This window comes from Haloparvum alkalitolerans (assembly GCF_050122995.1).
In the GTDB taxonomy this organism is placed as follows: Archaea; Halobacteriota; Halobacteria; order Halobacteriales; family Haloferacaceae; genus Haloparvum; species Haloparvum alkalitolerans.
The window spans coordinates 154,112-171,011 of sequence record NZ_JBNLIA010000002.1; the positions used below are offsets into that span (position 1 = coordinate 154,112).

Annotated in this window: 11 protein-coding genes and 1 CRISPR repeat array (1 of these 12 only partly in view); of the genes, 6 read left to right on the forward strand and 5 right to left on the reverse strand. The window is 63.8% G+C overall.

The annotated features are described in order from the left end of the window. Positions 1–382: direct repeats of the CRISPR family, unit length 30 nt; unit sequence GTTTCAGACGAACCCTTGTGGGGTTGAAGC; it begins 306 nt to the left of the window's first position. Positions 383–413: 31 nt separating this feature from the next. From ACQE3L_RS02625 to ACQE3L_RS02635, 3 genes are all read right to left on the reverse strand, one after another. After that, positions 414–836, reverse strand: a complete 423-nt coding sequence (locus tag ACQE3L_RS02625; RefSeq protein ID WP_426962239.1) for a GtrA family protein — start codon at positions 834–836, stop codon at positions 414–416. Continuing rightward, positions 837–2,384 (reverse strand): sulfatase, encoded by a 1,548-nt coding sequence (locus ACQE3L_RS02630; protein WP_426962240.1) that lies wholly within the window; start codon positions 2,382–2,384, stop codon positions 837–839. 197 nt (positions 2,385–2,581) lie between these two features. Continuing rightward, positions 2,582–3,595 carry an aldo/keto reductase gene (locus ACQE3L_RS02635; RefSeq protein WP_426962241.1) on the reverse strand — a complete coding sequence of 338 codons (1,014 nt, stop codon included), beginning with the start codon at positions 3,593–3,595 and terminating at the stop codon, positions 2,582–2,584. Positions 3,596–3,735: 140 nt separating this feature from the next. Here ACQE3L_RS02635 and ACQE3L_RS02640 point away from each other — a divergent pair, with 140 nt between their 5' ends. After that, positions 3,736–4,224 carry a MoaD/ThiS family protein gene (locus ACQE3L_RS02640; RefSeq protein WP_426962242.1) on the forward strand — a complete coding sequence of 163 codons (489 nt, stop codon included), beginning with the start codon at positions 3,736–3,738 and terminating at the stop codon, positions 4,222–4,224. A gap of 81 nt (positions 4,225–4,305) precedes the next feature. On the opposite strand, the gene ACQE3L_RS02645 is transcribed toward ACQE3L_RS02640, so the two are convergent. Further along, positions 4,306–4,530: a preprotein translocase subunit TatA gene (locus ACQE3L_RS02645; RefSeq protein WP_426962243.1), complete on the reverse strand. Its 225-nt coding sequence runs from the start codon at positions 4,528–4,530 to the stop codon at positions 4,306–4,308. A 416-nt stretch (positions 4,531–4,946) separates the two neighbouring features. On the opposite strand from ACQE3L_RS02645, the gene ACQE3L_RS02650 reads away from it, so the two are divergent. The 5 genes from ACQE3L_RS02650 (at position 4,947) to ACQE3L_RS02670 (ending at position 12,140) form a co-directional block, all read left to right on the forward strand. Beyond that, positions 4,947–6,044 (forward strand): BMP family lipoprotein, encoded by a 1,098-nt coding sequence (locus ACQE3L_RS02650; RefSeq protein ID WP_426962410.1) that lies wholly within the window; start codon positions 4,947–4,949, stop codon positions 6,042–6,044. An 87-nt stretch (positions 6,045–6,131) separates the two neighbouring features. Continuing rightward, entirely contained in the window at positions 6,132–7,679 is a 1,548-nt protein-coding gene (locus ACQE3L_RS02655) for an ABC transporter ATP-binding protein (protein WP_426962411.1), read from the forward strand. 50 nt (positions 7,680–7,729) lie between these two features. Next, positions 7,730–8,806, forward strand: coding sequence for an ABC transporter permease (locus ACQE3L_RS02660; protein WP_426962412.1), 1,077 nt, complete (start codon positions 7,730–7,732; stop codon positions 8,804–8,806). Further along, positions 8,803–9,852: an ABC transporter permease gene (locus ACQE3L_RS02665; RefSeq protein WP_426962244.1), complete on the forward strand. Its 1,050-nt coding sequence runs from the start codon at positions 8,803–8,805 to the stop codon at positions 9,850–9,852. Before ACQE3L_RS02660 ends, ACQE3L_RS02665 begins: the two co-directional genes overlap by 4 nt. Before the next feature lie 647 nt (positions 9,853–10,499). Continuing rightward, positions 10,500–12,140: a hypothetical protein gene (locus ACQE3L_RS02670; RefSeq protein ID WP_426962245.1), complete on the forward strand. Its 1,641-nt coding sequence runs from the start codon at positions 10,500–10,502 to the stop codon at positions 12,138–12,140. A 422-nt stretch (positions 12,141–12,562) separates the two neighbouring features. Here the strand turns inward: ACQE3L_RS02670 and ACQE3L_RS02675 are convergent, their stop codons facing one another. Further along, the gene (locus ACQE3L_RS02675; RefSeq protein WP_426962246.1) at positions 12,563–16,870 is read right to left on the reverse strand and encodes a PGF-pre-PGF domain-containing protein; all 4,308 of its coding nucleotides are present in this window, start codon (positions 16,868–16,870) and stop codon (positions 12,563–12,565) included. Positions 16,871–16,900: the final 30 nt, after the last annotated feature.

A 16,900-nucleotide genomic window follows, 5' to 3' on the forward strand; every position in this document is an offset into this window, starting at 1 on the left:
TTGTCGAGTGCCTCCGCGCCACCGTTTCAGACGAACCCTTGTGGGGTTGAAGCCGGGTTGGTGTCGTCTAAGAACACCGTCTGCGGGGGGTTTCAGACGAACCCTTGTGGGGTTGAAGCAAGGTCTCACCGTCGTCCGTCTCAGTCGTGTGGGGCGGTTTCAGACGAACCCTTGTTGGGTTGAAGCCACGTCCAACACCTCGACTTTCAGGACGACCGCGAGTTTCAGACGAACCCTTGTGGGGTTGAAGCAGGACGTAGAAACGCTGCTGCTCGCGATGCAGGAGGTTTCAGACGAACCCTTGTGGGGTTGAAGCAACCCTGACCTGCTGATGCTGGTGGTCGACGGCCTGGTTTCAGACGAACCCTTGTGGGTTGAAGCCCGATCGGTACCCCCATCGAATCCGGGTTCAGCTACCCCCACGTCCACAGCGAGTCGAAGACGAACCGGTAGAGTCCGCTGATGAGGATGGCGGCGACGTTGGCGATCAGGTACGTGATCGCCGCGAACTCCACCAGCCCGTAGAGGACGCCGAGCTGGATCGGGATCGCGGAGCCCCGGACGACGTTCGTCTTGAGCAGCCCGGCGAGGTAGTCGTGGAGGCCGGTGTTCTGGGTCGCCCGGAACGTCCACGCGTTGTTGAGCACGTACGAGAGAACGATCGTGATCTCGATGGCGATCGTCGCGCCGACGAGGTAGTTGAGCCCGCCGACGTCGACGAACGCCCACAGCAGGGCCATCTGGATGCCGGCGGTCGTGGCGCCGACGATCACGAACCGCCGGAGCTGCGTCGCGACTGGCCCGCTGAGGAGGTTTCTGAGAAGGGACCGGAGCATCTAGCGGTAGCCGAGCGCGGAGAGTTGGGCCTCGAGATCCTCGTCGATCTCCTCCTCGTCGCCCGCGTCGTCGCCGGAGTCCGCCTCCTCGCGGAGGCGGGCGACGTGGGACGCGACCGCGGGCGCGAGCCGCTCGATGGCGGCTGCCTGCTCGGGTGTCGGGTCGTCGGCGAGGTTCGCCTGCTGGTCCGGGTCCGAGGGCCGGTGGTACAGCTCCGCCTCGCCGGTGTCCGCGTTCTCGATGTAGGTCCAGCCGTCGTCCCGGGCGCTCACGAGGAGGTCGCCGTCGTCGAGCGAGCGCGGGATGGGCTGGGCGGTCAGCTCCTCGCCGCGGACGGTGACGGAGACGACCGGCTCCGCCGGCTCCGCCGGCTCCGAATCCGCCCCCGTCTCGGCCTGGGTCTCCGCGACCGCGCCGCCGTCCGACGCGACCGCCGGTTCGGACTCCGCCTCCGCGAGGTCGTCGGGCGCGCGGTCGGCCCCGGGGGAGAGCAGCGACTCGCCCTCCCACGCGTCGGGCGCCTCGATCCCCAGGAGGTCCGCGACCGTCGGCGGGACCGCGTCGAGGCCGACGGGCCGGTCGCTGCGGTCCGACTCCACGCCCGGCGCGTCGACCAGTAGCGGGACGTGGATCAGCTCGTCGTACAGCTTGGGATAGTGTGCGAGGTGGCCGTGCTCCTGGAACTCCTCGCCGTGGTCGCCCGCGAACACGATCGCGGTTTCGTCGCGGAGCCCCTCGGCCTCCAGCGTCTCGAGCAGGCGGCCGATGCTGGCGTCGACCTGCCTGACGGCGGCCTGATACAGGGTTCGGAGGTCGTCGAGCGTGCTGTCGCCGACCTCCAGTCCGAGCCCGGTCCGGGTGTGCGCGAGCAGCATCCGGTGGGTGCCGACCGTCTGGTCGGAGACTTCCCGGACGTATCGGGGCGCGGGGACGTAGGGCGTGTGCGCGTCCATGTAGTGCACCCACAGGAAGAACGGCTCGTCGTCGTCGCGCGACTCCACGAACTCGGTCGCCGCGTTCTCCACGTCGAACATCCGCGAGGTGTCGAGGAAGGGGCGGTCGTCGCTCTCGCCGCGGAGCTTCGCGCTCAGGCGTCGGAACGGGGAGGCGGCGAGCTGGAGCCACGCCTCCACGGTCGGGTGGGTGGCGAGGTACTTGCCGTAGATGCTGGCGTTCACGTCGGCGACGAACGACTCGAACTCGTCGAACCCCTCGTCGTACCCCCAGTAGGAGGTGAGGAAGCCGTTCGCGGCGTTGAACCCCGCCGTCGAGACGCCGGCCTCGGAGGCGACCTCCGCGATGGTCGGCCGCCCCTCGACCCCGATCCGGCCCGAGTCGGTGAACACCGGCTGCGAGGCCATGATCGAGGGGAACGAGAAGGGCGTCCAGTTGCCGTTCGCGAAGCCGCGCTCGAAGACGACGCCGCGGTCGCCCAGATCGTCGATGACGGGCGTGCGGCGCTCGGCGTCGTACGGGCCGATGGCGTCGGTCCGCAGGGAGTCGACCGTGACGAGAAGAACGTTCGAACGTGGAGATGTGCCGTCCATGGTGGTCAGTCCCGACACGCGTCCGAGCGCCGTCGGCCCGCCGCGAGTGGACCGTTCGGCGCCGGCGTCTGCCGCGACCGGCCCCCCAGGACCCGTCCGCGTGCCAGTAATTGGCTACAGCGTACGCGAGAGAACTTGATTAGTGTTTCGTCACGTCGGACGGCCGACGGAACCGGTCGCGGGGACCGAACGGCGCCTTACAGCCCGGCGTAGGGGCCGCCTTTCGCCGCCGTCAGTCGCTCGACCTGCTCGTCGCTGAGGTCGACGGCGGCGGACGCGAGGTTCTCGGTCAACTGGTCGACGGTGCGGGCGCCGACGATGGGCGCGGTGACGCCGTCGCGGTGTTGCAGCCACGCGAGCGCGACCTGTGCGGGCGAGGCGTCGACCTCGTCGGCGACCGCGTCGAGTTCGTCGTGGAGGTCGAAGTTCTCCGCGGTGAGGTACGACTCCTGGAACCGGTCGGAGGCGGCCACCTTCGACTCCTCCGGCAGGTCCTCCTCGCGGTCGTACTTGCCGGTCAGGAAGCCCTGTCCCAGCGGGCTCCACGGGCAGACGGCGAGGTCCTGCTGGCGCGCGAACTCCAGGTAGTCTCCCTCGATCTCCCGGTCGACGAGGTTGTAGCGCGGCTGGAGCACGCTGAACGGCTCCCACCCCTCCGCGCGAGCGATCTCGTTGGCGCGGGCGACCTTCCACGCGTTCGGGCGCAGCGTCGACGCGCCGAGGTAGTGGACCTTCCCCGCCTCGACGAGCGCGTTGAGCGTCTTCATCAGCTCGCGCGCGTCGGTCGCGTCGTCCCAGCGGTGGATGTAGAGCACGTCGACGTAGTCGGTGTCGAGTCGCTCCAGCAGCGCGTCGATGCGGTCGCGGACGTTCTTCCGGTTCGTGCCGCGGCTGTTCGGGTCGCCGTCGCGGATCTGCCAGTAGATCTTCGAGGCGATCGTGTACCGCTCGCGGTCCCGCCCCTGCAGCCACTCGCCGATCCACTCCTCGCTCGCGCCGCCGCCGTACACGTCCGCGGTGTCGATGTAGCGGCCGCCCGCGGCGTCGTAGGCGTCGAGCAGTTCCTTCGCGCGCGTCTCGTCGATCTCCGTCTCGCCGGCGTCGTTCTCCTTGCCGAACCGCCACGTGCCGAGCTGCAGCTCGCTCGTGTGGATGCCGGTGCCGTCGAGTGAGACGAAGTCGAGGTCGAGCTCCTCGGGTGATCGAGTCATCGCGTGAGCGTTCGTCGCGCGCCCGCAAAAGGTCACAGGAACCGGAAGTTCCCGCTCGCCGTTTCCCGGCTCGGGCTCCGCGAACGGCACCGAACATCTTCGGCACACGGCCGTTGTTCGTCCGGGGCATACACCTCGACATGAGCACGTCCACCACGGACCGACCCGCCACCGAGGGAGCGACCGCGGACGAGGAAAGGGGCGGGGACGAGGAGAGGGTCGCGGACGAGGAGAGGGTCGCGGACGAGGAGAGGGTCGCGGAGGCGACCACGACCGTCACGGTCCGCTGTACCGGCCACGTCCGCACCGAACTGGGGACCCACGAGTTCCCCTTCACGTTCGCGGGCGAGACCCTCCGCGAGTTCCTCGCCGCCCTGTTCGAGGAGCACCCCGGACTGGAGGAGCTACTGATCGCCGAGACGGAGGCCGAGGCGACCCACCGCGGCTGGGCGACCCCGCCCGAGGACCTTCCCGGAACCTGGGTCAAAAACCCCGAGGGCGAGCAGACGGTCGCGTACGCCCGCATCCTCGTGAACGGCCGCTTCAACGAGCAGCAGGCGGGCTTCGACACGACGCTCGAGGAGGGGGACCGCGTCGCGCTCGTCTACCCATTCATGTTCTGCTGTTGAGTCCGTTCGCGACCGGGTCTGCTCGAACGGCAGGCGGGACTTCTCGAACGACAGACGGACCCTCTCGGACGACGGGCGAGGTCACCGCGGTCCGCCCTCGCGCTCGCGGTCGCGGTCCTCCTCCAGCGTTTCGACGCGGTCCTCGAGTTCCTCGATCCGGCGCTGTTCGGGGTCTGAACCCCCGGATTTGGATCGGACGAAGTACACGACGATCCCGATCAGCGCGACCGGGATCGCGAGGAGCACGAGGAAGACCACGACGAGGATCAGGAGCTCCGGACCGCCCGGAATCTGTGCGGGAACCATCACGGACGAAGGACGGCGCTCTCGAAAATAACTGTATGGGTGACCGCTCCGACGGCGCTCGGGGCAGGAGCCGGAACCCCCGGTGTGCCCTCACGAGGGGAAGCGGAAATCGACCGCCTCGCGTCCGGGCTCGACGACGCCGAACAGCCAGTATCTCTGAAGAGAAAATACACCAAAAATATCGGTTTTCGGACGTGTCGACGAACGGTCGATAGTGGCCCGAATAGACCGTTTGCGGACTACTCGTGACGACTCCCGAGGCGGCAAATCCCGCCGACGGCAGACCTACCGGAACAGTAACCCGATAATGAATAATCTTTTAGTGTAGTGTCACATTTCCGTGGATGATGTCTGACACAGACAATGTTGAAGGATCTGACGGGGCGAATCGCGGGGCCGCGATCGATCGTCGCTCCATGCTGGCGGCGGGCGGCGCCGTCGTTGCCGGAACCACGCTCACCGGGTGTCTCGGTGGCGGCGGTGACGGCGGTGACGGCGACGGCAACGGCGGCGGCGACGGCAGCGGTGACGGCGGTGGCTCGGGGTCGACGACGAACGTCGCGATCGTCTCCAGCCCGGCCGGGTTCGACGACAACGCGTTCAACGACCTGGCGGTCCAGGGGCTCGAGAGCGCGCAGGAGGAGTACGACCTCGAGATCAACCAGGTCGAGGAGACCGAGCAGTCGAACTACCAGTCCACGCAGGCGAACCTCGCCGAGAGCGGGGACTACGACCTCATCGTCTTGGTCTCGTACAACCACACGGAGGCCCTGACGCAGAACGCCGCGGACTATCCGGACCAGAACTGGATGCTCATCAACGACCACGTCGACGAGCCCAACGTGGCCGGGTACACGTGGGCCAACCACGAGATGTCGTACCTCGCGGGCGTCCTCGGCGGGACGATGACGACCGAGGAGCTCTCCCACGAGGGGAACTCGAACGAGCCGAGCGACGCGCACATCGGCTTCGTCGGCGGCGTCGACGGGTCGCTCATCAACGCGTTCGAGGAGGCGTACAAGGCGGGCGCGGAGTGGGTCAACTCCGACGTCACCGTCGACGTGGGGTACATCGGCGACTACAGCGACACGGACACCGCCGCGAGCATCGCCTCCTCCCAGTACGACAACGGCGCGGACATCGTCTACCACGCCGCGGCCGCGGCCGGACAGGGCGTCTTCGAGGCCGCTCAGGAGAACAACCGCTTCGCCATCGGCGTCGACGCGGACCAGTCCGTGACCCTGGAGGAGTTCCAGGACGTCATCATCGGCTCCGCGGTCAAGTACATCAACGAGGGGACGCGGGAGGTCGCGGCGGCGGTCGCCGAGGACGACTTCGGAAGCGTCACGGGCGCGAACACGCTCGGCCTCGACGAGGAGGGGGTCGACGTCGTGATCGGGCAGGCGTTCGAGGGGAACCTCCCGGACGTCGTCTCGCAGAACGTTCAGGACGCGAAGGACGGGATCACGAGCGGCGACATCGAGGTTCCGTGTTCCGCCTCCGGCTGTAACTGATCGCCGGCCACATCCCGATGGCATTTATAAACACGTTTTCGACGGGAGACGATGACGGCTGAAGGCACGCGGCCGCCGGCCGTTCGGATGGAGGGCATCACGAAGCGGTTCGGCGACGTCGTGGCGAACGACGAGGTCGACTTCTCGCTGGAGCAGGGGTCGATCCACGCCCTCCTCGGCGAGAACGGCTCCGGGAAGACGACGCTGATGAGCGTCCTCTACGGGCTCTACGAGAAGAACGCCGGGACGATATCCGTCGGCGGCGAGTCCAGAGCGTTCGACTCGCCGAGGGACGCGATGGACGCGGGCATCGGGATGATCCACCAGCATTTCCAGCTCGTGGAGACGATGACCGTCCTCCAGAACATCATCCTGGGCCACGAGCCGACCGAGCGCGGCTTCGTCGACACGGCGGCCGCCCGGGCCGACGTCGAGGAGATCTGCTCGCGCTACGAGTTCGACGTCGACGAGTACCTCGACGTGAAGGTCCGGGACCTCGACCTCGGCGCCCGCCAGCGGGTGGAGATCGTCAAGAGCCTCTATCGCGGTGCGGACATCCTCATCCTCGACGAGCCGACCGCGGTCCTCACGCCGCAGGAGATCGAGGACCTCCTCGACGTGATGGAGCAGCTCACGGACGCCGGCCACTCGCTCATCTTCATCACGCACAAGCTGGGCGAGGCGCTCGACGCGGCCGACGAGATCACCGTCCTGCGGGACGGCGCGGCGATCGGCACGGTCGACGCGGCCGACACCTCCGAGGAGGAGCTCGCGCGGATGATGGTCGGTCGGGAGGTCCAGTTCGACCGCCCGCCCCGGGACTCGACGGAGGGCGATCCCGTGCTCGACGCGGAGGGGCTCCGCGTGCGGGGCAACCGGGGTCTCGAGCAGGTGAGCGGCGTCGACCTCACCGTGCGGGAGGGAGAGATCCTGGGGGTGGCCGGCGTCCAGGGGAACGGGCAGACCGAGCTGGTCGAAGCGCTCACCGGGCTCCGCGAGGTCGACGCCGGCACGGTGCGGTTCGACGGCGCGGACGTCACCGACACGGACCGACGCGAGCGCATCGACGCCGGCATCGCGTACATTCCGGAGGACCGAACGACCGAGGGGCTCGTCCAGGACTACACGCTCGTTCGCAACGCGCTCCTGGGCAACCAGACCGTCGAACCGTTCTCGACGAACGGCCTGATCGACTGGGCGGCCGTCCGCGCCCACGCCGAGGAGATCGTCCGGGAGTACGACGTGCAGCCGCCGAACGAGGAGACGGAGGCGAAGTCGCTCTCCGGCGGGAACCAGCAGAAGTTCATCGTCGGCCGGGAGATCGAACACGACCCCGACGCCATGGTCGCCTCCCACCCGACGCGGGGGGTCGACATCGGCTCGATCGAGTTCATCCACGACCGGCTGCTGGAGCTGCGCGAGGCGGGGATGGCGATCGTCGTGGTCTCCTCGAAGCTCGACGAGATACAGAAGCTCTCCGACCGGATCGCGGTGATGTACGAGGGCGAGTTCGTGGATGTCGTTGACCCGGAGACGACGACCGAGGAGGAGCTCGGGCTGCTGATGGCGGGCCACGACACCGGCGACGGCGAGGGCGGTTCCGACGCCGCCTCGAGCGGAGGTGTCCAGTCGTGAGCGGGCCGTCGGAACGGCTCCGTGAGGCGGTCGACCGCGCCGCCGGCCACATGCTGCGCGCGTCGGTGCTCGAGCGGCTGGCGATCGCGACCGCCTCGACGGCGCTGGCGCTGGCGATCGGCGTCGGCATCGTCGCGGCGGCCGGGTACGACCCGGTGCAGTTCGTCACCAGCCTGATCGAGGGCGCGGTCGGCGGCCGGTCGGCGATCGCGCGAACGCTGCGGTTCTCGACGCTGTTCATCCTGACCGGCGTCGCGGTCGCGGTCGCGTTCCGGGCCGGCGTGTTCAACATCGGCGTCCAGGGGCAGTTCGTCGTCGGCGGCTTCGCGACCATCATGTCGATCATCTGGACGGCGCCGCTGCTCCCGGGGGGCGTCATCGGCGGGGTCGGCCTCCTGATCGTCGGGTTCCTCGCGGGTGCGGTCGCCGGCGGCGCCTACGCGGCGCTCCCCGGCGCGCTGAAGGCGTACGCCGACGCGAACGTGATCATCACCACGATCATGTTGAACTTCATCGCGACCGGCGTCGTCGGCTGGCTCGTTCAGGGGCCCCTCCGCGGGGAGGGCAACGCGGCGCCGAACACGGAGCGGATCCCGGAGTACGTCTCGTTCCCGAGCCTCGTCTTCGACAGCTCCGGGTTCTCGGTCGTCGGACTGGGGATCGCGCTCGTCACCGTCGCGGCGATCTACGTGGTCATGGAGCGGAGCCGGTTCGGCTACGACATGGTGACGAGCGGCCACCAGGAGTCGGCCGCGACCTACTCCGGCGTCGACGCCGAGCGAACGGTCGTCACCACGATGGCCCTCTCGGGCGTGGTCGCCGGGATCGCCGGGGCGGTGTTCGCGGTGATGATCATGGGCTACTACACCGACCCCGGCGGCATCGCGACGTACGGCTTCGACGCCATCGCCGTGAGCCTGCTCGCGGCGAACAACCCCCTCGGCATCGTGCCGGCCGGACTGCTGTTCGGCGGCCTCGACTCCGCGGGGACGCACATCGGGCTCTACACCGACGTTCCGGTCCAGCTCATCGACGGCGTCATCGGACTCGTCATCCTCTTCGTCGCGGTGCCGGAGCTGTTCCGTATGGCCGCACAGCGGACCGGGCTGGGGGGTGAGCGCCGATGAGCCTCACCGACTCCCTCGGCGGAAGCCGGGTTCGGATCGCCGGCGTCGTTGCGCTCGTCGCCGCCGCGGCGGTGGCCGCCGTGGCGATGGACCTGCCGCTCCTGGAGATCGTCACGGTCGGCTTCGCGGAGCGCTCGCTCCAGGCCGCGACCCCGATCGCGTTGACGGCGATCGGCGGGCTCTACGCCGAGAAGAGCGGCGTCTTCAACATCGGCGTCGAGGGGTTCATGATCTTCGGGGCGGCGACCGCGGCGACCACGATGTGGATCGTCGGCGGGGGGTCCCCCGGACAGAGCGACGTCTGGCTCGCGATCCTCGCCTCGGTCCTGGTCAGTCTGGCGTTCGCGGTCGTGTTCGCCGTCCTGCTGATCCGGTACGAGGCGGACCAGATCGTCGCGGGGCTGGCGCTGTGGTTCATCGGCCTCGGGTTCGGCCCGTTCATGGCGGTCCTCGTCTGGGACAGCCGCAACAGTCCGAGCCTTGAGAGCATCAACGACCTGACGATCCCCGTGCTCGCGGACGTGCCGGTGCTCGGCCCGATCCTCTTCGACACGTCGCCGCTGGTGCTCGTCACCGCCGTCCTGGCCGTCGCCGCCTGGAAGTTCCTCAACGACACGCGGTACGGCTACTGGATCCAGGCGGCCGGCGAGAACCCGGAGGCGCTCGACACGGCCGGCGTCAGCGTCACGCGCGTCCGGTACGCCGCCGTGATCTTCTCCGGCGTCATGGCCGGCCTGGGCGGTGCGGTGCTGCTGGCGCAGGCGGGCTCGTTCACCGGGACCGGCGACACGATGGTCAGCGGCCGCGGCTGGATCGGCATCGTCGCCTACCTGTTCGGCAACTACAACCCGATCGGCGCGGCCGTCGCGGCGCTCGTGTTCGGCGGGCTGGACATGCTGCAGATCCAGCTGCAGACGGTCGGCATCAGCGTGCCCAACCGGCTCGTCAACCTGTTCCCGTACGCCGGCGTGGTCGTCGTCCTCACCGTCTGGGGGTCCACGCGGACGCCCTCCGCCGTCGGTGAGCCCTACGAGAGCGAGGAGTAGGGCTCCCGAGCCGGCCGTGGGGCGCCGCGGATCGGCCGCGGTCGCCGTCACCGACCACACCGTCTGCGGCCGCGCGCCGCCGGATCAACTACCACGCGAGAGCGAACTCTGGCTGCTCGGCGATCTGACGTAGTGACGGTCAACGACCGGGTCGAGGTGGCCGGCGTCCCTGAGATCGAGGTCGAGTCGGCCCACCACGGCTGAGCCACCCCGCCTGAGGGGCCTGCCCGGGACGTGGCTCAAGACCCCTGAGTACGAGCAGCCAGTCGCGTACGCCCGTATCCTGGTGAACGGCCGTTCAACGAGTAGCAGGAGGGTTTCGACACGACGCTCGATGAGGGGGCTGCGTGGCGTTAGTGTACCCGTTCATGTTCTGTTGTTGGGTGCATCACCGTTCCTTCATCTCCCCGCCGAACTGCTAGTCATCCAGCTCAGACAACCAAAAGCATAGACACCCATGTACGAAGCTGGCTTGGCAACGGTGATTCAGCGAGATCCCGTTCGTGGAAGATACAGCGCGAGTCGCGAAGACCTCACAGGCGTCTTGAAATCAATATCACTGAGTGGCGTTGCTAGCACAGCTACAGATCGTAGCATGCCACCCCCACACAGATTCAAGTAGGCCGAAAGTAGTACTGAATCAACATATGGAGCTACACGAGCTTATTGATAAAGACTGGAACAGCTACGAACAAAGTCGGTTTTTGAAGGGGGAGACGAAGACGGCCACAGACGATTTCGACCCAGGAGAGTTCAAACACGACGGCTTTGACGACCGGGAACGCTACCTCGAAACGTACGTCCCAGCACTTGCCGATCCGGAGCGGGTCCGGACCGAACTCAACAACTTCACCCCGCCCCGGATCAGTTCGATCAACGACTCACCGTATCAGGCACTCGTCATCCGCTACGGCATTCTCCGACAGTTGATCCAGCAGCCCGACTACAGCATGGAAAAGCCGGACCTCTTGGATGCAGTGCAAGACTGGCAGCGAACGCTGATCGAGCGCTTCGATGCGGATTCGTTTAACGATGCGGACGATTTGCTCCATCTTGCCCGTGCTGCTGTGGACTACCAGAATCAGATCGACGATTCGGAGATCCACATGATCTACAGCTACTTCGAGCTTCACAACCGAGCCCATAACAGCAAGCACGACTGTTACACATGGCTCGACTTCTTTCAGCGTCTCTCCGCCATCGACCGCTTCCCAAAGGTGTCCCGCTCCGACAGCCCGGAGCATGCTCGTGACACGATTGAGAAGGGGCTATGGTCGCTCCAAGAACAGGCGCTCGTCTATGAGGTTAACGAGGAGGACTACCACGAGCTCGTCGGGATCCCAGAGGACTACATTGAGGTCATCCGGGACTGGCTCTACTACGAGATGTCGAATGAGAATTACCTCCAAATGCTGGAGACACTCGACCCATTTGATCGCCAGTCCGTCCTCGTCGAGGCCCGTGATCAGTTTGACGTCAAGGGGAAGAACTACGGTCGAAACCAGAACCGACGTGAGAACATTGTTGCTGCGGGTGTATATCCGAGTGAGCTCCTGAAGACAGTCGTCGACAAAGGGGATCTGAAAGCCATCGTCGATCAGTATGGGTTGGAGGCCCACAAGCAGAAAACAGACCAGATGGTGTCCGCGATCATCGAGTATTTCGAACAATCGCAGAAGTCCGTCGACGATAGAGAGCCAGCAGTCGATCTGTATATCGATGCCTTCGAAGAGATTGCCGACGGCTCCGTCACAGCCGTTCCGCCACAGCTCCAAGACCTCGTCGTCGCCGACAACCCTGAGGAGAAACTGGATATCCTGTTTGAAGAGGCAACCGGGGAAATCTTCCGCGAAGCGTTCAACCTCGATGGGACGAATCAGCTCGGACAAAAGGCAACCGGAATGGTCGCAGACGGGGAGATCGAGCAGGACGGCCGGTGGTTACTGTGGGACAACAAGCGCCGACGGCAACAGTTCCGTCTTGGAAGCGACACCCGAAGCAAGATCAAAAACTACATCGACACGAAAAGCAAGCAGCACGATGTTGAGTGGTTTCTCATCATCGCTCCGGATTTCACGGACCAAGCTGCCAGAAACGCGGAGCAACTGGAAATGCAGATCGGGGTGGACATTCGACTTATCCGCGCAGCCGACTTGAAGGAGCTCGCCGAGCTGTGGCAAGAGGAGTTCGCGGCTGCCGATCGGGAGTTGCCCCTTTCTGTCTTCTACGGATCCGAACTGTTCGACGTCGACACCGCTGCGTCGCTACTCGCAATCGAATTCTCGTAGTTGCCCGTCACAGTCAGTCCCCATCATCATGTGCTCCCGGTTTGTAGCCGATTTCTAGCGCCTGCGGTCGAGGCGATCGGTCTACCCTGTGAACCGGTCGGGATTAACCCCCGAGCCCTTAGCCTACTCCGCCTGTTCATGGAAACTCCAGAGGAAGACGATGCCGTTGCCCGTTGAGGGTGGCCCTCTAATGAGATCCGGGAGTGTCCGTTCAGAGATTACAACTATCTCTACTTACTTCAGTATCCTCACCATTCGCCACATATGTTCTTCGAGCTCGAGTTTCCCGGGTCTTCCTGATTTGTATCTCCTCTATTCCGACACCACAGCCCTAGCAAAACAGCTGTCAAACCAAATTATGAGGAAAAATCGACGGTTCTCAATTCAGGACGAAAGGGATCGACCGCTTGAGAGAACGCGGGTTAGCGCTTCGGATCCCACGGGAACCGCTCGTGACGGTAGTAGTAGATCCCGAGCGCAGCCGCCACTGAAACCACCAGCAGGACGATGCCAAGAACAACTGACGTTCCGCCGGGACCACCGACGCCGCCCGGAGCTTCGGTCGTTCCTTCGGGACCGCCTTCAGCAGTGACCTCGACAGTCCCAGCCGTCACGTCGTTGAGTGCGACCTCGTAGCTGCCGGCCTCATCGAAAGCGGAGGAGAACGTCACGCCCTCCGTTTCACCCGCTGCGACTGTGACATCCTGTGAGTCGACGGTTTCGCCGTCAACCACGAGGTCGACTGTCGCTGTGCTCTCGGAATCACCAGTGTTCTCAACCGTTCCAGTGATCTCGACCGTCTCACCGACCGCGGCCGTCGTTGTGGACAGTTGTGCATCCGTCACTTGAACAGCCGCGTCGGCCTGCTCATCCGAGATGACGCCGACCGCGAACGGCGAGAATCCGGGTGTCTCAGCATTGAAGCGGTTCTCTCCCTGATGGCTCGTCTCCAGTTCCTGCCACTCGCCATCGTTGTAGCGGAAGAGTCGGACATTGTCGGGATCCGTGCCTTCCGGAAGCCGATCCTCGTTCACGCGGAACCGAATCGATGCCTCGTCGATGTCCTGATTCGCGTTAATCGCATCAATATTGAGGTAGCTCACAGGCTCTCCAGTATCAAGTGCGGGCGCACTCTCCACTGGATCCCGCTGTGGCCGTGTGAGCTCGACACGGAAACCGCTATTCGCGAACAGCATCCGGAGCTGCAGGCTCTCGAACGCAACGCCATCACCGGAGACGGAATCACCGAGTTCGACATCGATCGCCTCCCCGCCGCTGGCATCTCTGATCGAGACCGTAGCACCGGTTCCAGTCGCGGTTACGGTTTTCGAGGCCTCATCACTACCGCCACCGCCGCCACCGCCGCCACCGCCGCCACCGCCGCCACCACCGCTAGTGGCGACTTGTACGGTTCCTGCCGTAACACCTTCAACGGCCACACCGTAAGAGCCCGTGTCGCCGAACGTCAGCGTAAACGTCTCCGTCCGCGACTCACCGGCTGTGAGCGTCACCTGCCGGGATTCCTGAGTGGTGCCATTAACGGTCACGTCAATCGTCTTCGTTGCGGACTCGTCACCGGGGTTGTTCAGATCCGCAGTGACGCGGACGGCCTCTCCAGGTTCGATCTCCGTCCGATTGAGGTCGGCGTTCGCCACCTTAACTGAACCCGGCGTCTGCACCTCTCCGCCAGTAACGGTCAGCGTCTCTGTACTCGAACTCCGAAGCATCGGGTCACTCCGATTCGCAGCGAGATGGATGACCTGATACGTTCGCGAGTCACCCTCGGACAGGTTCGCGTTCGTCCCAACGGGCATCGTGAGCGTCTCCGTGGCGCTCCCGTTCATCGCCGTTACGAAGGACACATTGGCTTGGTCGAGATTCTCTCCCGTTTCGACGTCCTCAACCGTGCCATTCTCCGTGACGACGAGCTCGGCGAAGAACGGGTCTCCTCCACGTGTGCCGCTGACAGAGACAAGCGTTCCCGTCGAGGTCACGTTCTCAGACGTTGCATTCTCAATGATGACCGTCTGACCTTCGAACTGCGCCTTGTCGTAGGCAACGACGAGGTGGGCAACGGAGTCCGCTGCAAGGTTCGAGTTCGCCTCGAAGGAGACGTTCTCTCCCTGCGTGACCTCCGTCGACGAGGGCGTGACTGACGATGAGGTTTCCTGCACCTGAATGCGCTCGGCCCCGATCACGCTGACGGAATCGTTGATGACGTCGAAGGCAATGCCACCGTTACCGCTTTCCTCGAAGCCAGTTCCCTGGTCGATGGTTGCTAATACGGCCGCATAATCACCGGACTGGTTGGGTGTGAAGTCGAACGACGTTTCTCCAGTCCCGTCCAGCTGGCCTACGTTCTTAACGTCGACTACTTCAACGCCTTCCGCATCGAGCGTTACCTCACCATCCGTCGGTGAGCCACTCATCTCGAAGAGTTCCTGAAGGTCATCCCTGGAGTTGAGCCCGGTCGTATTCACATCCGAGTCAGTCCGGACGAGCACCACATGCGCGTCTTCATCTGCGAATCGGTCCGTTGGTGCACCGGTTACCTTGTCAAAGGTGATTGCGACCGAATCCCCCTTGTTATACACGGACATCTGCTGCCGGTTGATACCCACGTCTTCTCCGTTAACGCGAACGAACGTTTCGGGAATCGGCACCGACGTGGCCGCAGTACTTGCATCCGTCCGAAGCGGAAGTGGGGATCGTTCCCAGACGGAGATACCCACAAAGTCGGACGCCGGACCCCTCACCGCTTCACCCTCGACGGTATACTCGATTGGATCCGTAATCGACGCGCCAGGAATTGTGAAATTGACCTCCGGATCCCGACCGGTATCGGACGTATCGTAGAAGCCGTCACGCGTCTCACCCTTGCCACCGACGCTTGGTGAGAACCGGACGTTTGCGACACCGTTACTGCCCTCAGAAACGGAGTCGCCAGCTCCATTCGCGAGCTGGCCTGTCTCCGGATCACTGAGCGGTTCAGACGTCGTACTAGACGGTCCAGTGGAGTTGCCCCAGTAATTGAACCGCGCATCAACGTTTGCCGAAGTGTTTTCATTGCTAACTCCGGCACCGTTCCGTCCAAGGAACGAATCGTGGATCTGGACGGCGTCAGCTGATGTCTCCTCAGTCACGACGACAGCGGAACCGTTGTTATCACGAAGTAGTGACTCCGTGACCTGGACGGAGCCCAGTTGACTCTGGTTACTGTGGATCAACAGCGCCGACCCGTTGGTCTCCTGAATGACAGCGGTATCAGCAGTGACCGTACCAATTGACCCGCCGTTCTCGGCGATAAGGAACAGCCCGTCTTCGTTGTCATCAAGGATCACTTCGGAGAACGAGAGGTCCTCAATCGCTCCACCATCACTGATAACTGTGACCCCGGAGCCTGCAGAACTATTGTACAACGTCCTAGAAATGGACACTTGCGAAACCGCTCCGTTGTTCGTGACCACCCGAAGACCAGCAGAAGACACATTTGACGCACCACTGTTTGCAAGAGAGATATTAGAGATTTGCCCGTCATTCAGAGAGGAGAGTGAGACCCCCGTTCCCGTATTCTGAGCGACGGTGTTCTCGACCGTGATATCACTCACATTTCCGCCATCACTGAGAACGTCCAGGCCAGTGCCGGCCGAGTCATTAGCTAAAGTGCTGTCGACCGCAACGCCCGAAACCGACCCGTTTACTCCATATACCGAGATCCCTGCATTTGACGCATTCGTTGTAGCGGTGTTCTGTACGGAAACATTGGAGAGTTGTCCACTGTCACGTGATCGGAGTGCGACGCCGGTGCCTGCGTCTTCAGCGAAACTGTCCGTAATGGAAACACCGGCGACTGTTCCGTTTGCGCTTGTAACAGAGACACCGTCACTGTTGGGATCCGACTCGTTAAGCAGCGCAGAGGAAATATTGACGTTCTGAAGCGATGCGTTCTGAGCAGTGACATCGATCCCAGCAAATTCGATTTCCTGAGCGGCCGTATCCGTGATGATGAGGTTGTCAACGGATCCATCGTTCGATGCCCATGCATTCACGCCGACGGACGCATTCCGCACGAGGGTACCATCGATAGTGGCGTCAGCAATCATCCCCTCGCTTGACAGCAGAACCCCCGACTGTGTGATGTTTTGAGCAGCAGTTTCCTCGATTGAGACGTTCTCAAGCTGCCCGTTTTCGGCCGATCGAAGTCGGATCCCGTTTGTGGACCCTTCAACAGTGACACTATTGACGGTGATGTCTTGAACTGTCGCACTACTTTCAGCGTGAATAACGAGTCCCGCGGTCGTGGCGTTGGTAACGTCTATATTGGATATTTGTACGTCGTTTGTGTTACCGGCCACGAGAACACCGCTGTTCGAATCTGCGATTCCAAACCCGGAAATGGAGACACCCGATAGTTGTTGGGTTCCATTTCGAACGACGATAGCCGGCTTCGACTCATTATCCGCGATGAGGACCACACCGTTCGCGGCCTCCAGCGTTATGGACTTGTTAACAACCAAGCTTTCTTGATACGTTCCTTCCTCCACATGAATTGTCTCACCTGTGGATGCGTTATTGATCGCCTCTTGAATTGATTCGTTCTCGCTGACGGTTGTCGTATTGGCTTCAGCCGCAGTGACTGCGCCAGCTCCAGCAACCACTCCAAGAAGGACTACTACGACTACGCAGGCGAGAAGGAGGGAACTTCTTCTTGTCCTCAACCGACTTGTCATATGGCTACAGTTGTTATATACGAGTGATAA